Genomic DNA, 16998 nt, shown 5'->3' on the forward strand with positions numbered 1-16998 from the left:
AGAGTGCTCTATGTTAGCCGTGCTTGAACGGTGAAATTCCGGCGCCATGTTTTGGTTAGGTGAACGAGTCCTGCACGATTACGATGGACTGAGTGCGAGCATGGGGCTCGCCTGAACGTTAGGAAAACACATGTTCGGTTCGTCATATGATCCTCAGCTTCCCATCCCAGAAATGAAAACTGCCAATGAGTACATCAAGCAGCTCGGTTGGCTGGGTAGTCAGCTACTCGCGCTGTGTTGGGCATTGGCGACAATCGACGTGAGTAGCTCGGTGCTGGTGGGTATCGGTGCGGTGTCTAGCCTGTACATCTTCTACATCGGCAAAGACTACCGCCGTCAGTTTCCTCTGATCATGGATTCGCTCTCAAAAATGGGCTTGCTTCGGCTCTTCGCCAAAGCATGGCCGGCATTCGTAGCCATTGTGATCATTTCAGGACTCGCCGTACAGGCCTTCACTTGGCAGCAATTGGGCGAATTTAAGACTGAACTGCTGGGACTAGCGGCAGTACCTTACGCAACGTGGATTTTAAAGAAATTGCTCGGCGACTGAACCCCCTTCAGCCTTGAATAGGGGGGAGAGATTCTCACCCCTATCACCCTACTTATTGGCACCAATTCGCTCGCTAACGCACCCGGCATCCAAATTAAGCCCACTCGCTGGCATAAGATCAGCACGCACATCCCGAGACCATTTGAGGCTATCCAAGGATAGTGCACCATCAATGAAGCCCTCGAAGCGCGAACGTCCATCTCGTCGGCTCTGAAGCCAGCGGAAGGGTGGATAGGGGATGAAAAATGGGCGCTAGGTTGACTGCCTCAATGCAGGGCTAACCTGGCAGGCAGCCTATGCTCACTTCGGGCGAGATGGCTTGCAGGAGGTTGTCGCTGATCTGCTCCGCGACCACGGTAAAAGACCACGCTGAAACTCGTTGCGGTACCTCCGCCGCGAATGGCTCGGCTTGGAGGATCTGCAGGCTCTCCAAGGAGCCCTCAAAGTCACAGATTTGAGCTGGACTGCCTTTGATGAGATTCCTAAGCATGTGGCAGTCCTTGAGTGCTACCGGTGGTATCTCGCCCACAAGTCACTTCAGGCCCTACCTCCGAAGCGAATATCAGAGGGCGCTAAACCCCTTCGTATTGAGCTCGATATGGGGCTGTGAGCTTTGAGAGTGGGAGGTTATCGGAAGTCCCCTAGTGATAGCCGCTGCCCGAGAGTCCAGACCACATCGTTGGCCTTCCTGCATAGAGAGAATCCGCAGCAATTCTGAATGTTGTTTTCTATCTCATACCTACGCCAGTCGACCATCGCCCTGCCATCCAAAACATTGAGCTTGCGCTCAAGCAACCACGCGACAGCATTCATAAACTGCCCATGGCTGAACACAACGATGTCCTGAGTTTCGTGTGCCTCAATGTAAACCAGGAAGGACTGTGCTCGGGCAACAAAAGCTGAAAAGGACTCGGCGCCGACGCCGTCGCAGAAGGCTGGGTCTGACCTCAACCAGTATGCGTCTACCCAGCTCTTTCGCTGAGTAACGGTGGTGTCAACGCAGCGCGCAGGCTCAAGGTAAGTGAATTCCTGGACAGGCCACGTCTCAAATTTGGCTTGGGAAAACGCCGCGGCAGTTATCTTCGCCGTGGCCTGAGCTTTGTCAAAAGGGGAGGCAACGATGAGTTGCGGGGCCTTGGAGAATGACTTCGCGACCTCTATTGCTTGCTTGAGCCCACGAGGTGTAAGGGGGATGCTGGCGTGATCTTGAGTGGCCTGCCCGGCATTCGCGGCGCTTTCTGCGTGGCGGACTAGCCGTATATTCTTAATTTTATCATACCTCGAATCCAGTTGCTCCAAGTTCGGCCTGGGCATTGGGCTATGATGAGCCTACCCAGCTGTTGCAGTCGAAGGGACTACAACAGAGTCTCCTTGTCTCGGCTCTTGAAGAATCTCCGGATCAGGCCGGTCATTCTGGATTTTGGCTCTTTGGCCACAATGTTCCTGCAGGCGATAACAAAACGATCTGCGACATCACCAAAATGCGGTTCATAAGAGTTTTTGTGGATTACGAACTGCATACTCTGATACATAATCGCTTCAAGGTCATTGCCGCTTGCCATTTGAATTCCGATTTCGTAGTCCGCTGGACTTATATTTTTGAACAGATGTTCCTCAGCGGTATTCCACCCTCTGCTTTTACGGATGAGGTGGCATGCATCAACAAGCGTTGTAGCATTCGTGTGGCGAGAGTAGACAGCGTTGAGAACAGCTTCTACCTCGGGCCGCAGTGGTCTCGTCAACTCCCATGGAGAGCACTCTAGGCCGTTCGGATGTGCCTTATTCAGAGCGGCAGACCACGCATTCAATAGCTGTCGGCCGAGGTCTGTTTTGCCCGTGAGCTCCTGAGCAATGTCGATCAGGTAGCTGAGGGTTGGTGCCTCGATGAATTCCACTTCGGGAAGCAAATGGTGAAGCTCGTCAGTAATCTGATGCTCAGTCTTACTGGGGTGCCAATTGTAATTTTGAAAGAACGTCGAAACCTTGTTTCGAGCGTTCAGCACTCTCCAATCTGCTAAATAGCGCTCAATCTGATCACTAACCTTCTTGGTGTCGAGTAACCCTGTCTGGAGGACATCGACTACCAGCTGCTCGAATTCACCACCGTTGTATAGCTTTAACTCGCGGAGCAGGGAGTCCCATTGGCCCTGAAGCGCGTCATCTTCACTTTCATCTTGATCACCACTCTGGCAACGAACTGCCTTGGTCATTGCTGAGACAGCAGCGTTATGGTTCAGCACGTATTCAAATGTTGGGCCGTTGACCAGCCCTTTGTAGTAAATAGCGCTCAGTAGAACAATTGATGGTATAACCCGAGTGAGTACGTCTTGGGAAAGCTCGCTATGCCCTTCAAGCAAGCGGTTTGCCACGCGTATGATCCGGCAAAGGATGCGAATGTTAGTAATACCGCATGCTACCGTTGCAGGTCGGAGGTCATCAGCCCAGTCGGTGTAGATAATCCTTTGAGCGATGGAGAAGGCTTCTGCTGGGCTGGTGTCCAAGCGAAGTTCTTGGTCGATTACCTTCTCCCTGAATTGCTCCCAGATTTCCTTGTCTTTGAGCTTGTCATCGTTCAATACGACAAGGATTCGGCAGCCATAGGTTTGCACGCATTCGTCGATGAACCCGAGAATCTCGTCAATGCTGAGCTTTTGGTGCTTGCGCTCAATATCATCGATGATCAGGAATTTGTTTTTGAGAAGGGTTGGCAGAGCCAGGAGAGGTAGATCGTCTAGGGCGCTGAAGCCGCGGTGAATTGATTGAGCCAGCTTTTTTACCCCAGAGACTGCCGCGCTTACCTGTGCAGCCAATAGGCTATCTTCTTTCAGCTTCGGAAGGAGAGCCTGCGCTACCTTTATCTTCAGATCACCTATAGTTTTTACCCCGAACAGCGATACTGCAGCAGAGCTCTTGACCGCTTCATCTGAAGAGTCATTTCGGATCTGCCTCCAAAGGTGTGTCTTACCTGTGCCCCATTTACCAGAGAGCGCGATGACGCTGTTCTCACGGTCGTTGAGGGCCTCTAGAAGGTTTTGCTTGCAGCTCTCGATGGTCATCACGGTTCCTTGTGGGTGAGGTAGATCGGTAATCCAAAGTAGGTGGAGGCAGGTTGGCCTGCCTTCAAGGGTGAGCCTTCAGCCAATCTCTGCTGCTGCGGATTTTTTTTGGTGACCATGTGTTCAGCTCGTCATGCTCCACCTCCAAGCCAGGGATTGAGCGTGAGCACACATCCAAGGGGCATTAGATTCACTGTGTCCACATGTCCTGAAATGCTGCTTTTGCAGATTTGACAAGGCCCCAAGCCCCTATGTTAAGTGGGCTACCGTAGGTAAAGTGCCTAATTTTTGCGGCTTTTGGTTTAGGCACATAGGTATCGAGCTAACGGCTGTTGGGTCTCGTAAGGCGGAATTGCTCGTTCGAATGTTGACATCCACTGAGCCCGTAAACAACCTAGCTGTGTATGTGTCTGGCAACAAAACCTTATCCAGGAAAAGACATCTTTTTTGGCAATTCAAATCCCGCCGAGGAGAGCCAGAGACCCCGAGCAAGACCTTGAAGAACCGCCGTTTGGCGGTTGTTTTATGCCGGCTGAGTAGTGGATGGCAGTTTTCAGGAGCACCGCTGATCAGCACCTGGCAGGCTCATGATGTCGAAATCCCGCTTTTAGGCCTTGGCTCTACGCTAGCGGTGTAGGCGGTTGATCAGCAAGGACAACGACGCTGATCCATTCGGCGGCAAAACAACCCTGGCGGCTTCACAAGCCTATGCTTGTAGAGTTGGACTGTTTCAGTGGAGGTAGTGCTGCTATGTCCGATCCATTCACGAAACCATACCTGAACCCTCGTACTGGCAAAATAAGCTCGGGAGGGGCTGCAAGAGAAGGACGCATTAAGACGCTGGGAGGCGTTGACGAAATCATCAGCCAAGCTGTAACCAAGGCGCTGATAGCCAACGCTGATCAAATTCAGTCCGCCCGAAGGCCCGGAAGGTGAGATTAGCCAGCCATGATGGGTAAAGTGATCGAATTCAAACCGCCCGTAAGGCAGAAGGACTCAACCCCTCCTGCCAGATGTAGCTTGGCGGATGCAATCCTTCAGCAGTTTCTGTCGGAAGCTGACGCTCCAGTTATTAACACCCATGCACCGGCGCAAATTTTGGCTTTCAGCCCGGGCGGAAAAGGTAGGGCCCTGAGAATCATCTCTATGATTCAGACACACCTTACGTCGCCCTTCACCTTCGCATACTGGCTGAAAGAACTGCCCGAGCCCGTCAAGCTCAAGTCTTAAGAGTGAACAGCACAAGGAGTACAAGTGTACTCCTTGTGCGTTTTCGGGAGCTGGCCGGAGATCACAGGTGAGTTCCAAGACAGTGGATATGCTCCGGAGCGCAGCAAAGGTTATTTACTTGCAAGATTTAGCTGGGCACCGATTCTGGCTCGAGCATAGCTGTGGCCTTGAGGTCGGCGTTTGCTATGTGGTAGGCCACTCGCAGGGCTTGGCCGGCGATGGTTAGGGAAGGGTTCACCGCTGCTGATGTGGGCATGAAGCTGGCGTCGACGACAAAAAGATTCTGGTGATCATAGGCCCGGCAGTAGGTGTCCAGCGGTGAAGTGGCAGGGTCATTGCCCATGCGCACCGTGCCGCCTTGATGGGAAGGCGTGCGCTTGTCAAACGGGCGCGTCAGCACCACAGGGAAGCCGGCTGCTTTCAGCACCTTCTTGAACTTCGTTACCAGCGCGAGGTGAGCATCCCAGTTCGTCCGCTCCCATTTCAGAACGATCCGATCCCCTTGCACGGTCACCCGGTTATCAGGAGACGGTAGGTCTTCGCTCATAGCGTAGAAATCAATGCAGTGGCGGCTGAGTTTGCTGAGGATCCACTCGGGCACGTGCGGGATGTTGCTCTTCAGAATGCGGCCAGATACCCGGCCCAACAGTTGAATGTTGCCCAGCGGGAAGCCGCCGTTACCGTCTGACAGGTAGAAGTCGTCCAGAGCAAACGTCTTCTGGTAGACCGAGTCGTTAACGTAGGTCGGACTGAAGCCGATCACCGCCGATGCGTTGTGGTTCATGAAATTGCGGCCTACCTGATCGGAGCTATTGGCCAGGCCAGTCGGATGGTTCTTATCGGCAGAGCGGAGCAGTAACGCGGCGGACTGCACTGCGCCTGTGCTGAGAATGACAGTGCGCGCACGGATTTGATGGAGAGCACCATCTTTCATGAACTCCACGGCGCTAATCGGGCCATGCTTCTTGTTTACCTTCAACGCGGTCACGCGAGCGCCAGTGATGAGGCAGACGTTGTCGTACTCTAGGGCACCATTCAGCGCCGCAGTCTCCGCGTCGAACTTACCTTCATCACAATGGGGGTGGCCATCCCAAGGTGTTGCGCGATGGCTCAGCCAACGATCAATGTCCACTCCCAAAGGCAGCGAGTAAGGTCTTAAGCCATTGGCTTTGAGCCGATTGCGAACCTCGGCGATAGCTGGCTCGTCTGGAACTGGAGGATAGTCGTAGGGGCGAGAGTGGGCTGGCTCCGTAGGATTCTGGCGTGCGTCCCCCCGAACTCTGTATAGAGACTCGGCCCGACTGTACCAAGGCTCGATTTCTTCGTAGGTGAACGGCCAGGCTGGGGAGACGCCTTCTTGGTGAACCATCTCGGCGAAATCTTCCTTACGATACCGCGCGAGCACGGCACCATAGAACTTCGAGTTACCACCGACGTTGTAGTAGTTGCCTGGACTGAAACTGCTGCCATTTTCCTCGTACCACAGCTCTTTGGGACGAAAGAACTGCTTCTGGAAAATTGCACGCTGATCGCAATGCTCAGGTCGATGAGTCAGATGGCCTCCCGCTTCGAGAATCACGATGCGAGCCCCGGTGGGAGCGAGACCTGAGGCCACGGTAGCTCCCCCAATCCCCGAGCCAATGATCAGAATGTCTGGGCACTCGTTCATATCTACCTCCAAACCTCAGACGCTTACAGGTACGGTTTTACCCGTAGCAGCGGCTTCAACCACGGCGATGCCTGTGGCCAGTGACCAAATGCCATCCAGGCCAGTCGCGGCAGGCTGGGAATGATCAGCGACTGCTTTGCTGAATTGCCGGAAACCCGTTTCATAGAGGTTGTGGTGCTCCAGAGCCAACTTCCGGCTGCCCTCGGCATTGATTAGCTCAATCTCGCCAACCGGTCGTTGAGTCATGACGTCACGCGCAACCAGAGTCCCTTCGGTTCCGATGATCTCCAGCCCGGTTTGGCTGTATTTGGCAGTGAAGGAATCGTGGAACTGAGCAAGCAGGCCGGATTTGAAACGAATCACGCCCATGACTGAATCTGGTGCACCGGTTTTGCTCATCTCGCCGGTCTGAGTCAGAGCCGTGACCTCGACAGGATCATCGCCCAGTACGTAGCGCAAGGTGTCGGCGTCGTGGACGGTGATGTCCAATATCACGCCACCTCCATCAGCGGCGTGCTCGATTCGCCAGCCCTGCAAGTGCGGCGGCAGAGAGACGGCGTGGAATACCCGGGCTGCCAGCGGCTTGCCGATTTCACCAGCTTGAATGGCTCGGCGCAGGGCAGTGTGGGTGGCCGCATTGCGTAGATGGTGGTTGGTTGCAAACACCACGCCGGCTTTCTCAGCGGCATCGACCATCTGCTTAGCATCTTCGACGGTCAATGCCAGTGGCTTTTCGCACATGACGTGCTTGCCAGCCGCTATTGCCAGGAGCGCCTGCTCCTTGTGCAAGTTGTTCTTGGTCGAGATGTAGACAGCTTCCACTGTGGGGTTCGACAGCAATTGATCGATGTCGTTGGTGTAGTGGTTGATATCGTTGTCCTGAGCGTACTGCTGAACTCGCCCTTCATCAGAGCTGAGTACCGAGACGACTTCGTCACCTACTGCGCGAATCGCTCCGATCACACATGTTTTTGCGATGTTGCTGGCACCAATCAATCCCCATTTCATACTTGTCTTCCTCTTGTATTTATCAGTGGTGAACCTGAGAAGTGGATGCTTCTGAACGGCGCGTGTAGAGCCCGTACAGTGCGATAGCGGCGTAGCAGGCAGCGGGTACCATGAGCGCGAACGCGAGGGTGCTCATGTCAGCTGCAAAGCCAGTCAGCGGGGGGACAACCGCTCCACCAACGATGGCGCAGCAAATCAGCCCGGAACCTTCAGCAGCCCGCGTTCCTAGGCCTTCCGAGGCCAGTGCAAAAATGGTTGGAAACATGATGGAGTTGAACAGGCCTACCGCCAGAATTGCCCGGCCTGCGATCAAACCCGTTAAAGTGGCGGCGATGACGATAAGGAGGATCACCACGCTTGCTGCGGCAGCGAGGAGGAGCCCAGGAGCGAACCGACGAAGAAGCACCGTCCCGATGAATCTACCCACCATGGCTCCCCCCCAGTAATAAGCCACGTGCTTACCGGCCATTTCGGCATCGAAACCGAAGGTACTATCGAGCATCAGGAAGTTGGTGAGCAGGCTGCCGATGGCTACTTCTGCTCCGACATAGAAAAACAGGCAGGCAGCACCGAACGCGAAGCGCGGGCGCTTGAGCAGGTTCAGGGCAGCCAGTGGATTCGAAGGCTTCGGATTGGAGCAGGCAGGGATCTGTTTACGCTGCACCCACACGATGCCGGCAACGACGAACAGTGCTGCAGCGATGCCAGCGTAGGTGTTACTGATCACTTCCGCCTCTTCCACGAGGAAGGCTTTCAACGCCTCAGGGGCGAGGGTCGAAGGATCAACGGCATTGAGACTGCCAAGAATCAGAATCGCGCCTAGAAAGGGAGCGATAGTGGTGCCTAGGGCGTTCCATCCATGACCGAAGGTGACTCGACTGTGGGCTGTACGCGCTGGGCCTAGCAGGCTGATCAGAGGGTTGGTCACAACTTGAATAACCGTAACGCCGGTTGCCAGAATGAATAGCGCGCCGAGGAACGCTGCGAACAAGCCCGCGTTAGTAGCTGGGATGAACAGCAAGCTGCCCGCTGCCATGGTAAGCAAACCGACCACCGCCGCACGCATGTAGCCGATACGGGAAATCAACACCCCAGCCGGAATCGAAGCGATGAAGTAGGCCATGAAAAACGACGACTGAACGAGCATCGCCTCGGTGTAGCTGAGACTGAATAAACTTTTGAGTTTTGGTATCAGCACGTCATTCAGACTGGTGATACTGCCGAAAATGAAGAACAGCGTAAAAACGAAAAAGCTCAATCGTTGAACTTTGTTATTGGAAATTCCGATAGTTCCGGCGTCAGCGGGATAAACAGCTTGCATGGCATCCACTCCCTATATCTTTTGTAGTAGGAAAGGAAATTTAGGTAATACGACTCCTCAGAACTTCTTGTCGAAGATCTTTGGGTGTATCTGAGAAAGAGTGCGCTAGGTGCAGCTAGGCTTCTTGAAAGTCTACGGGGCGACAGAAGGCGCTTAAGCGCCAGGGGAGAGAAGGGGAGCAGTTGGTGAGCATCGCAAAGTCCTCTATGGGTTTTTATTTTTAGAAACGAGTGAATGCAGGATGCGCCCGTTTCACCCTGCCTGGGAGTGCGTCAAGAAGCGTTGAATGATACGATTATGGCGTTTAGACACTCTTGCATGGTCGGATCGAGTCGCTATGAAGCCCTGCTATGAGAAGGTTCCGACCGCGCCCACCGCCTCTTGGACGCTGCTAAACCGTCGTCTTCCGGACGAGATTCCCTTCGAGTGGCATCACCATCCGGAATACGAGCTCACCCTCACGCTAAACAGCCGTGGTCACCGTTATATCGGCAGTGATGTGCAGCTCTACGATGATTGCGACCTCACTCTGGTGGGGCCTAACGTGCCCCATAGCTGGTGCTCAGCTGAGCTGATCGAGGACAGCAAGCCGCATCACGCTCTAGTAATCTGGTTCTCCGAAGCCTGGGCTACCTCACTCGTGGCGCTGTTTCCTGAAATGGCCCAGATCGGCAATCTTCTCGCGGCTGCACAGTGCGCCATGACTTTCAGCCCTAAGGCGGCTCGGGAACTGCGCCCGATCATCGAAGATATGGTGGATCAGAACGATCCGGAGCGGTTGGTCGCGCTGCTCCACGTCCTGATCAGGCTGACTCAGGATGATGGTGCTCAGCGCATAGTCGCCAATGATGACTCCCTGACAGCACCGATTACAGACGACTCAAGGCTTCACCGAGTGTTGGATCACATCCATGCGAACTTCGCTCAACAGCTTTCTATCCCGGAGCTCGCCGACATGGCGTGCGTTAGCGTTTCGGCATTCCATCGGATGTTCAAGCGGCATACCCGGTGCAGTGCTCTCGATTACATCGCCAGGCTCAGGATAGGGCGCGCGTGCGCTTTGTTGATGGAAGGCGGTTCAGTGATTGCCCTGGTTTCTGGAGAGGTCGGCTACACCTCGGTGGCCTTCTTCAACCGGCAATTCAAGGCACTGAAGGGCATGACTCCGACAGAGTTTCGCAGGCTCCATGGTCACCATTTCAAGTGATCTCTAAGCTTGTTGACTCGCAGCATTTCACTTCCTTTCCTTACGAGCCTTATCCAGTGAGCCTGCCTCGTTCGTAGCCATTGCGAATGTTCATTTTCGGCTCAGTTCAGACCACAGCACAATCGCTCCAACTTTTGCATGTACCAACATCCGAGCGACCATGGTAATCGTGTGAGCCGTAGCAACAGATGTCCAAGTCTCAACATCCCGAATGCATGAGTTTCAATGTTCCATTCCTCAACGGACATTCAGGTGTGTGGCAAACGCAAGAGGCATTTTGACTAGGTCAGCCGCGCAACTCGTCGTAGGGCTGTCTTATTCTGGCCCACCGTCCGGCTTCCAAAATGAATTTTCCCTACCTCCATCCTCTCTGAGGAGAATGACTACAGGGAGGGATTCTCATGGTTGGACAGCAACTGTTCGTGGTCGACTATGAACTGCACGGCGATCACCGGACATTCATCATTCGCCTAGAAAAAATGGACAACGCCGTCGCCTGGCATTGGGCCAGTTGCGATGCAGGCGTCGGCATCATCCCCAGATTCAGTCAGCAGAAAATCAAGCTGATTGGTCGCACCGTAGCCGAGCGATACGGCATAGCCCAAGTGAAATGGCGGGTGGCTGGTCAGGGCCCTGAATTCGTTCCACAGCCTATCGATGTCGGGAAATTCTCGAGGCCTTCTGAGGGCGCTTAGTGATGGACACCCGATCCATTAGCTTGGAGGTTTAGCCATGCAACCGAAGACCGAGGGCACCGAAGAGAAGGGGCCAAGCGATGTCCCCTTCATCAATGACCCAGAAAAGCCTACTTCGCCACCCTTGAATGACGCTGACGCCACGGATGCAGCGGAAGCTGAAGAGGATGTCCAGGACGACGGCCAGTCAATTTAGCTAGGAGGAGAAGACTATGGATAACTATCACGTAAGCCCGACCTCGAATGGATGGGAGTTGAAGAAAGTCGGTGCTGACCGGGCATCGAAACGAGCTGCGACGAAGCTGGAAGTGGTCAGCATGCTGCCAGATTTCTTTGAGGGCAAAACAGCCTCTGTGAAAATTCATAAAGCAGATGGCACGATTGAAGAGGAGCGCACTTACCCTCGTTCGGCTGACCCGCGTCGAACCAAGGGGTGACCATTGTCACAGCTCGTGATCTCGGCATTGACGTCACGAGCGCCGACGGTTTGTTCAGGTGGTTGCTCGCCAGTTTCCTGATGGGAAAACGCATACGCTCAAGCGTTGCTGTTCAGACCTATCGAGTCCTGGTCTATCAGCACGGAGCCGACACACCGGGCAAACTTGCTCGCTGCTCGCATTCGACCCTTGTCCGTCTGCTCGGCCAGGGGGGTTATGCTCGTTACGATGAGTCCACCGCCCGGCGTCTTCATGCACTGGCCAGCAGATTGGAAGAAGAGTGGGCGGCTCAACTTAAGGCGCTGCAAGCTGGCGACCTCAGCAATGAAGATTTCAAGCTTTGGATTTTGTCCTTTGAAGGCATAGGCCCAAAGACCCTGGAGATCTTTTTGCGAGAGACCCAGAGCCATGTTTGGGTAGGCGATGAGGTTTGAATGGTGCATGGCCATATGCCGCCATCGACGTATGCAGCCACGAGTGGAACACTCAGTTCTTCCGCTATGGACAGGAGAGGCTGATGAAACTCGATGTAGAGGGTTTGTCACTGTCAGGGATGACAGTCGTTGTGGTAGAGGACGATGAAACCTTGCGAACGCTCTTGGTGGACATCCTTGTGGAGCTGGGAGCAGCCTGCGAGGCTTTTGGCAATGCGGAAGATGCCTTGATACATCTAATGGGCCTGAAAGGTGAGTGCTCATTGATGGTCGTAGACCATGGAGTCCCCGGCAGTATTAAGGGAATGGAATTCATCTCGATGGCGCATGAGAAGTGGCCTGGGTTACCAGCCATCCTCACCTCGGGCTATCAACTGGATGCTTCGCAAGTCACCCCCCCAGTAACTTACCTTTTCAAACCTTGGTCTCTCGACGAGCTGACCGTGGCGATAGAGCAGGCGCTCCCCAAGCAAGGACAGCATTCGACTCAATCATCGAGAGCTTCGTTACCGAGGCGTTTCTAGGTCATCGAAGGCAGGATCACCTTACGTTTTTTCTAGTCAATGATTCTGCCGCCGGCACTGTCAGAAATAGGTTTCTTCGTGGCTGATCGAGTCAATTCGCCTGGGGGGTAGCCGTCGCCCTCTGAGCTTTCTTCGAGGTGTTTTTGTTTTTCCTCCACCCCCTCAGATTCATGAGGAAAAGCACTACTTGCAGCACAATCAATGCCCAAGCTTCAGCCTGCCAGCCCCACACTGACCATAGTACGTTGCTCGCGATGAAGCAGCAGAAACCCACCATGCGTCGTCTAGGACGGTGTGAACCGATACACCAGGCTGCCAATACCGTGACCGCCATGGCAGGCCATTCCAGCAATTCGATCCAGTTCTCCATCGGCACCTGTTCCAATCGTCAATTCATGACGCCATTGCCAGATCGCTGATCCGGCAAAGCGCCTTTGATTCAAGCGGCGATTCAAGCGGCACGCTGCTCGCCCTTCAGCAGCTTTTTCTGGGCCTCCATGGCTTGTCCTAGCTCCTCCAATTGATCTTTACCGAGAAGCTTCTTCGCGGTGGGGAAGAGCTCGCCTTCCTCTTCCTCGATGTGATGCTCAAGCAGCTCCTTCATCACCTTCACTCGACCAGCGAATTCGAGCGTTCCTGTTTCGGTATGGAGCAGGTCAGGGAGTACCAGTGAGTCCACTGTCCGATGTTCTTCCTTGGCCTCGTAGTACATCTTGGCCTCCTCTTTACCGCCGGCTTCCTTGATCGCTGGATAGAGAATGTCCTCTTCCAACGCGGTGTGGATTTGCAGCTCTTGTTCGATGCGGTGCAGCAAATCAGCGCGTTTTTTTACGGCCCGCTCAGTGGTCGATGACAGTTCTTCCAGCAGTTTCTTGACTACCTTATGGTCTTGAATCAGCAGATCAATAGCATTCATGGCGGCACCTCGTCACGGGCGGATAAATATTGACTTCCTAGGAGTTGAGTGGCCCAAAACAGCAGGGTTCAACGATCATGATGACTGGCGTAAGGCCGATCTGTTTTAGCGCTCTGGCCCTTGCCCCCCTATCGCCAGTGCGGCGCGCAATGCCGCGAGATGGGTCAAGCCCTGCGGCAGATTGCCAAGAAACTGGCCGGTGGATGGATCAACCATTTCGGAATAAATGCCGACGCCGTGATCAAGGCCGTTTACCGCACGGTGGAAGGCGTCTTCTGCGCGGTCGCATTGACCTATCAGTGCCCAAGCTTCGATGAGCCAGAAAGTACAGGCGAGGAAGCAACCTTCCTCTTCACTGGCCTGACTGAATCGGTAGTGAAAGGGCCCTGTCCCCAGTTCCGCCTGTATGACTTCGAGTGTGCTATGCAAGCGTGGCCCTGAGGGGTAGCCGAAACGCACTGCGAGTGCGATGGACGCGTCCAGGCGGTCGCTGCCCGCATAGAACACATAGGTTTGGCGTTTCTCGTTCCAACAATGCTCATCTACCCACGTTTGGATACGCTGACGCTCACGGTGCCACCGCTCACGGCAGGTGGTCGGCAGGTGGCCGCCATCTGCCAACTCTATGGCCCGACTCAGCGCCTGCCAGCAGCTGATCTTGGACAAGGTGTAATGCCGTTTTTCATGCAGCTCCCATATACCGGCGTCGGCCTGTCTCCAGCTGTCAGCGCATTGATCGGCCAGCCCTGAGAGGATCGTCGCGCTTGTCGCGTCAAGGATATTTCCGCTGTCGATAAAGCAACGGGCGGTCTCGAATATGTCGCCGAATATTCCATGCTGGAGCTGGTCGCGGGCGTCGTTGCCCACCACCGGTGGCGAGTTTTTGTAACCCGGCAGGTCTACCGGGCGGGTGCAATCGCCGATGGCACCGTCGAGTGTATAAAATACACGTGGGCCATGTTCACCTAGCCGATTCAACAGCCAGGTAAAGGCTGCCTTGGCCTCGGGCTGCGCGCCGATAGCGAGGAAGGCTTCGATGGTATATCCGGCATCCCGGATCCAGGCGAAGCGGTAATCGAAGTTCTTGTTCCCGCCTATCCGCTCAGGCAGCGACGAGGTGCCCGCCGCCATGATCGCGCCGCTCGGTGAGGACAGCAGAATCTTCAATGCCAGCGCATTGCGGACAACCAACGATTTGAACGGGCCTTCGTAGATCATGCCTTTCGACCATTGCTGCCACTCACGGTGAGAGCCATCGATACGTTCGTCGATGAGTTCGAGCGGGGGAAGCACCAACGGCTCATTCCGTCCCGCGACGATAGCCAGTACGGTTCTTTGTCCTTGGCCAACGCTGACGAATGCCCTGACGCCCAAATCGTCCTTGCGATCAATACGCACCTGGGCGTCGTGGATGAACATACCGAGTATGTGTCCGGCATGGAAAACGCAGCCGTTGTCGTTCGGTGCAAGGTAGGGGCTGACGGTGTCGGCTTGGGTGCCAAAGTCGATGGCGATGTTGAAATCGACTTGCCCTTCGATACCCTCAATGCGTCTGGCGAGTTCGGCCCATGGCAAACGGCCCGCTGGCCCGCTGTTGAGTGACTCGGTGAGTCGGGCACGGCCATTGGGCGTAACGAACAGTGTCTCCAGTACATTACTGTCTGGAAGGTAACGGCGTTCTGCGCGGTAGTTTTCGCAAGGCGTAATGGAAAAGAACCCACCTGAATGGGGCGCGAGTAATCGGTCGAACAGCGGAGGCGAATCCATATGGGGGACACACCACCAGTCGATGGATCCATCCAGGCCAATCAAGGCTACAGAGCGCCCATCGCCGAGCGCTCCGTACTCCTCCAGCAACAACCAGCCGCCTTCATCCCGCTGAGGCTCCCCGTGTTGCCATCCATCGACCGATGTAATTTCCACGCGACGCCTCCGAGGTAGGTTGTCCTGTTCGGACATAGCCGTCGAATGCAGAGTTCGTCTCAGTTTCCAGCTCGCGCGCTTTTCACGGATTCACAATAAAAGGAATTTCAAATGGCCATCGAAATCTCAATAGCGTCACAGGCGCCAGTCGCCTGACTTCAACCCTCCTACTAACAAGACCAAAAGGAGGCTTCATGACTTGTCTGATTTGCGCCGGACATGCTGAGTCCGTTGAATGTGTTGCTGGTTGGGAGGAGCGCCATTGCTCGCAGTGCGGGAGCTATCGCATGTCTCAAACGCTCGTTCTGGTGATGATGGAAGAGGGTCAAATCTTCGACACCCCCCGGATGCGAGAGTGGCTCACTACTCGGCGCGGTTGTGTGTCCATCCCCTCTATCGAACCTCATCATGCAATCCTCGTCACTTAATCAGCGCGGGCGGAAGGGCGTCATCACTCGTCGGGTATGATCGAGATCTTTCCATTGCGCTCGACGATGGCAAATTTGATCTGTTCAACTTTTTCGAGCCCTTGACTGTCCCGGGCCGATTCGAGGATGTCGTCTTCCGTGAGCCGAGCTCGACGCATGCGATGGTGGAGAAAACGTCCATTCTCGACGACCAGCGTGGCGTGGCCGTCGAGCAGCCGCGCCAAGGGCTTGGAATTGAGTTTTGCGAGTGACAGTCCGACATCCAGCACTATCAGCGTCGCAATGACCAACATGGCATTGGTGAAGGAAAAGTCATCGCCCAGCAAAGCTTGTTGGGTCGCTTCGCCGATGATCAGTAACAGGACGAAGTCAAAGGTGGTCAGATCGGCCAGTGAGCGTCTGCCAGCGATACGAAACAACAGCATCAATGCGACGTACATGCCGGTTGCGCGGAGGATCGAATCCATCACTCGCTCCTCAAGGAAATAGGAAGGTGGTGAAGTGGACTGCACTGGATGGGCCTGCACGCACCATACCTTCAAGAGTGCCCACATACTCGCTGCGCACGTTGAGGTAGAGCGTGGCAATACCATCCTCGCTGGTACCCAGTTTCAGCAGAATGGCCTTGCCCTGTGAGAATGAGGCTTGTGGTTGGGGTTGCAGGGTTTCGATACTGGCTTCGCGCAGTAGTGAACCATCGAGTAGCACCATGATGGGTTCTCGGGCGCTACCGCGAACCGTGATGCGCAGGGAGTCAGTCGTGCCGCTACGGCTGAGGCGTTGATACTCGACATGCAAACGGCCATCTGCGCTTGTGACCTGGGCATTGCTGAGCGGGCCGTTGCCGAAGACGCCGGCCAACCCAAGTAAGACAATGACCACCAGCACGTACCAACCCACACGTTCGAAGCGCCAAACGCGCTGTTGCATGGCCATGTCTTCCTGGACAGGGTGCTGTCTCGACACCAGTTCATCCTCAGACACAGTTATACCCCTCAGGCGCGCTCCCCACGTAGCCAGCGCTCGTGATAATGGATCAGGCGGGTGAGCCCATAGACGGCGCCGTCGTGCATGACCTGCGCTCGCTCTCCAAAAAATCGCTGGGTACGGGTAAACACGGCAATCGGCTCGCCGGCGAACGCCCACGCGAAGCACAGCGTGCCGGGTAAAACTCCTGATGCTGGGCTAGGCCCCGCTACCCCCGTCGTTGCAATAACGACGTTGGCATCGCTGTCTTTCAGTGCCCCTAGCGCCATTTCCCAGGCAACTGGCTCGCTGGTCAGCCCGTACCGTTCGATGGTTTCCGGACTCACACCTAGCAGCCGCTTCTTGGCGGAGGGCGAATACACGACATAGCCGCTTTCCAGTACCTCGCCCGTACCTGGGAAGGCCGCCAGCAAAGCGACCATGCAGCCTGCTGTACACGACTCGGCAGTGGTGAGTACCAGGTGGTGGTCTTTGAGATAGCCGAGCACGGCCAGTACGGGGTCACTTGCCATCTTGGTGTCGACTCGTTGTTCTTTTGCGGTGGACGTATCAGTCAGGCAAATGGTTCACCGGTTTAGCGCAGGTTCGCTTGGTTTCTTGACCTGAACTTTAT

At 54.9% G+C, this 16998-nt stretch carries 18 protein-coding genes; 7 read left to right on the plus strand and 11 right to left on the minus strand.

Annotated features, from left to right (window positions below; translation table 11 throughout):
- The first annotated feature begins 130 nt into the window (after positions 1 to 130).
- Positions 131 to 550: a hypothetical protein gene (locus tag J3B00_RS15315; RefSeq protein WP_209868355.1), complete on the plus strand. Its 420-nt coding sequence runs from the start codon at positions 131 to 133 to the stop codon at positions 548 to 550.
- 627 nt (positions 551 to 1177) lie between these two features.
- Here the strand turns inward: J3B00_RS15315 and J3B00_RS15320 are convergent.
- The 5 genes from J3B00_RS15320 to J3B00_RS15340 form a co-directional block, all read right to left on the minus strand.
- A complete protein-coding gene (locus J3B00_RS15320) occupies positions 1178 to 1819 on the minus strand; it encodes a histidine phosphatase family protein (RefSeq protein ID WP_209874898.1) in 642 nt (213 codons plus the stop codon).
- 86 nt (positions 1820 to 1905) lie between these two features.
- A complete protein-coding gene (locus J3B00_RS15325; RefSeq protein WP_209868358.1) occupies positions 1906 to 3606 on the minus strand; it encodes a P-loop NTPase fold protein in 1701 nt (566 codons plus the stop codon).
- Between the two features lie 1357 nt (positions 3607 to 4963).
- Positions 4964 to 6505: a GMC family oxidoreductase gene (locus J3B00_RS15330; protein ID WP_209868360.1), complete on the minus strand. Its 1542-nt coding sequence runs from the start codon at positions 6503 to 6505 to the stop codon at positions 4964 to 4966.
- A 15-nt stretch (positions 6506 to 6520) separates the two neighbouring features.
- Positions 6521 to 7513 (minus strand): Gfo/Idh/MocA family oxidoreductase, encoded by a 993-nt coding sequence (locus J3B00_RS15335; RefSeq protein WP_209868362.1) that lies wholly within the window; start codon positions 7511 to 7513, stop codon positions 6521 to 6523.
- 22 nt (positions 7514 to 7535) lie between these two features.
- Positions 7536 to 8834 (minus strand): sugar MFS transporter, encoded by a 1299-nt coding sequence (locus J3B00_RS15340; protein WP_209868364.1) that lies wholly within the window; start codon positions 8832 to 8834, stop codon positions 7536 to 7538.
- A gap of 337 nt (positions 8835 to 9171) precedes the next feature.
- Here J3B00_RS15340 and J3B00_RS15345 point away from each other — a divergent pair, with 337 nt between their 5' ends.
- From J3B00_RS15345 to J3B00_RS15370, 6 genes are all read left to right on the plus strand, one after another.
- Positions 9172 to 10041 carry an AraC family transcriptional regulator gene (locus J3B00_RS15345; RefSeq protein ID WP_209868366.1) on the plus strand — a complete coding sequence of 290 codons (870 nt, stop codon included), beginning with the start codon at positions 9172 to 9174 and terminating at the stop codon, positions 10039 to 10041.
- A 401-nt stretch (positions 10042 to 10442) separates the two neighbouring features.
- Positions 10443 to 10736, plus strand: a complete 294-nt coding sequence (locus J3B00_RS15350; protein WP_209868369.1) for a DUF6555 family protein — start codon at positions 10443 to 10445, stop codon at positions 10734 to 10736.
- Positions 10737 to 10773: 37 nt separating this feature from the next.
- Positions 10774 to 10932 carry a hypothetical protein gene (locus tag J3B00_RS15355; protein WP_209868371.1) on the plus strand — a complete coding sequence of 53 codons (159 nt, stop codon included), beginning with the start codon at positions 10774 to 10776 and terminating at the stop codon, positions 10930 to 10932.
- 16 nt (positions 10933 to 10948) lie between these two features.
- Positions 10949 to 11173, plus strand: coding sequence for a DUF2188 domain-containing protein (locus J3B00_RS15360; protein WP_209868373.1), 225 nt, complete (start codon positions 10949 to 10951; stop codon positions 11171 to 11173).
- Complete coding sequence (locus J3B00_RS15365; RefSeq protein WP_209868375.1) at positions 11170 to 11607, plus strand: DNA methylase; 438 nt, start codon at positions 11170 to 11172, stop codon at positions 11605 to 11607. The genes J3B00_RS15360 and J3B00_RS15365 overlap by 4 nt, the downstream gene beginning before the upstream one ends.
- 83 nt (positions 11608 to 11690) lie before the next feature.
- A complete protein-coding gene (locus tag J3B00_RS15370) occupies positions 11691 to 12131 on the plus strand; it encodes a response regulator (RefSeq protein ID WP_209868378.1) in 441 nt (146 codons plus the stop codon).
- Positions 12132 to 12222: 91 nt separating this feature from the next.
- On the opposite strand, the gene J3B00_RS15375 is transcribed toward J3B00_RS15370, so the two are convergent.
- The 6 genes from J3B00_RS15375 to J3B00_RS15400 form a co-directional block, all read right to left on the minus strand.
- Positions 12223 to 12501 carry a hypothetical protein gene (locus J3B00_RS15375; protein ID WP_064615205.1) on the minus strand — a complete coding sequence of 93 codons (279 nt, stop codon included), beginning with the start codon at positions 12499 to 12501 and terminating at the stop codon, positions 12223 to 12225.
- Between the two features lie 81 nt (positions 12502 to 12582).
- Positions 12583 to 13047, minus strand: a complete 465-nt coding sequence (locus J3B00_RS15380) for a hemerythrin domain-containing protein (RefSeq protein WP_209868380.1) — start codon at positions 13045 to 13047, stop codon at positions 12583 to 12585.
- Positions 13048 to 13152: 105 nt separating this feature from the next.
- The gene (locus tag J3B00_RS15385; RefSeq protein ID WP_209874900.1) at positions 13153 to 14907 is read right to left on the minus strand and encodes a glycoside hydrolase family 15 protein; all 1755 of its coding nucleotides are present in this window, start codon (positions 14905 to 14907) and stop codon (positions 13153 to 13155) included.
- Positions 14908 to 15421: 514 nt separating this feature from the next.
- Positions 15422 to 15865 (minus strand): YetF domain-containing protein, encoded by a 444-nt coding sequence (locus tag J3B00_RS15390; protein ID WP_064614492.1) that lies wholly within the window; start codon positions 15863 to 15865, stop codon positions 15422 to 15424.
- Between the two features lie 10 nt (positions 15866 to 15875).
- The gene (locus tag J3B00_RS15395; RefSeq protein WP_209868382.1) at positions 15876 to 16328 is read right to left on the minus strand and encodes a hypothetical protein; all 453 of its coding nucleotides are present in this window, start codon (positions 16326 to 16328) and stop codon (positions 15876 to 15878) included.
- A gap of 65 nt (positions 16329 to 16393) precedes the next feature.
- Positions 16394 to 16897 carry a CinA family protein gene (locus J3B00_RS15400; RefSeq protein ID WP_209868385.1) on the minus strand — a complete coding sequence of 168 codons (504 nt, stop codon included), beginning with the start codon at positions 16895 to 16897 and terminating at the stop codon, positions 16394 to 16396.
- Between the last annotated feature and the right edge of the window lie 101 nt (positions 16898 to 16998).

This window comes from Pseudomonas sp. BP8 (genome assembly GCF_017875955.1).
GTDB lineage: Bacteria > Pseudomonadota > Gammaproteobacteria > Pseudomonadales > Pseudomonadaceae > Aquipseudomonas.

Coding starts and splice junctions, on each gene's coding strand:
- J3B00_RS15400 (WP_209868385.1), bottom strand. CDS start 16,897: ATGGCAAGTGACCCCGTACTGGCCGTGCTCGGCTATCTCAAAGACCAC.
- J3B00_RS15395 (WP_209868382.1), bottom strand. CDS start 16,328: ATGCAACAGCGCGTTTGGCGCTTCGAACGTGTGGGTTGGTACGTGCTG.
- J3B00_RS15380 (WP_209868380.1), bottom strand. CDS start 13,047: ATGAATGCTATTGATCTGCTGATTCAAGACCATAAGGTAGTCAAGAAA.
- J3B00_RS15390 (WP_064614492.1), bottom strand. CDS start 15,865: ATGGATTCGATCCTCCGCGCAACCGGCATGTACGTCGCATTGATGCTG.
- J3B00_RS15325 (WP_209868358.1), bottom strand. CDS start 3,606: ATGACCATCGAGAGCTGCAAGCAAAACCTTCTAGAGGCCCTCAACGAC.
- J3B00_RS15370 (WP_209868378.1), top strand. CDS start 11,691: ATGAAACTCGATGTAGAGGGTTTGTCACTGTCAGGGATGACAGTCGTT.
- J3B00_RS15345 (WP_209868366.1), top strand. CDS start 9,172: ATGAAGCCCTGCTATGAGAAGGTTCCGACCGCGCCCACCGCCTCTTGG.
- J3B00_RS15315 (WP_209868355.1), top strand. CDS start 131: ATGTTCGGTTCGTCATATGATCCTCAGCTTCCCATCCCAGAAATGAAA.
- J3B00_RS15355 (WP_209868371.1), top strand. CDS start 10,774: ATGCAACCGAAGACCGAGGGCACCGAAGAGAAGGGGCCAAGCGATGTC.
- J3B00_RS15335 (WP_209868362.1), bottom strand. CDS start 7,513: ATGAAATGGGGATTGATTGGTGCCAGCAACATCGCAAAAACATGTGTG.
- J3B00_RS15375 (WP_064615205.1), bottom strand. CDS start 12,501: ATGGAGAACTGGATCGAATTGCTGGAATGGCCTGCCATGGCGGTCACG.
- J3B00_RS15350 (WP_209868369.1), top strand. CDS start 10,443: ATGGTTGGACAGCAACTGTTCGTGGTCGACTATGAACTGCACGGCGAT.
- J3B00_RS15360 (WP_209868373.1), top strand. CDS start 10,949: ATGGATAACTATCACGTAAGCCCGACCTCGAATGGATGGGAGTTGAAG.
- J3B00_RS15330 (WP_209868360.1), bottom strand. CDS start 6,505: ATGAACGAGTGCCCAGACATTCTGATCATTGGCTCGGGGATTGGGGGA.
- J3B00_RS15340 (WP_209868364.1), bottom strand. CDS start 8,834: ATGCAAGCTGTTTATCCCGCTGACGCCGGAACTATCGGAATTTCCAAT.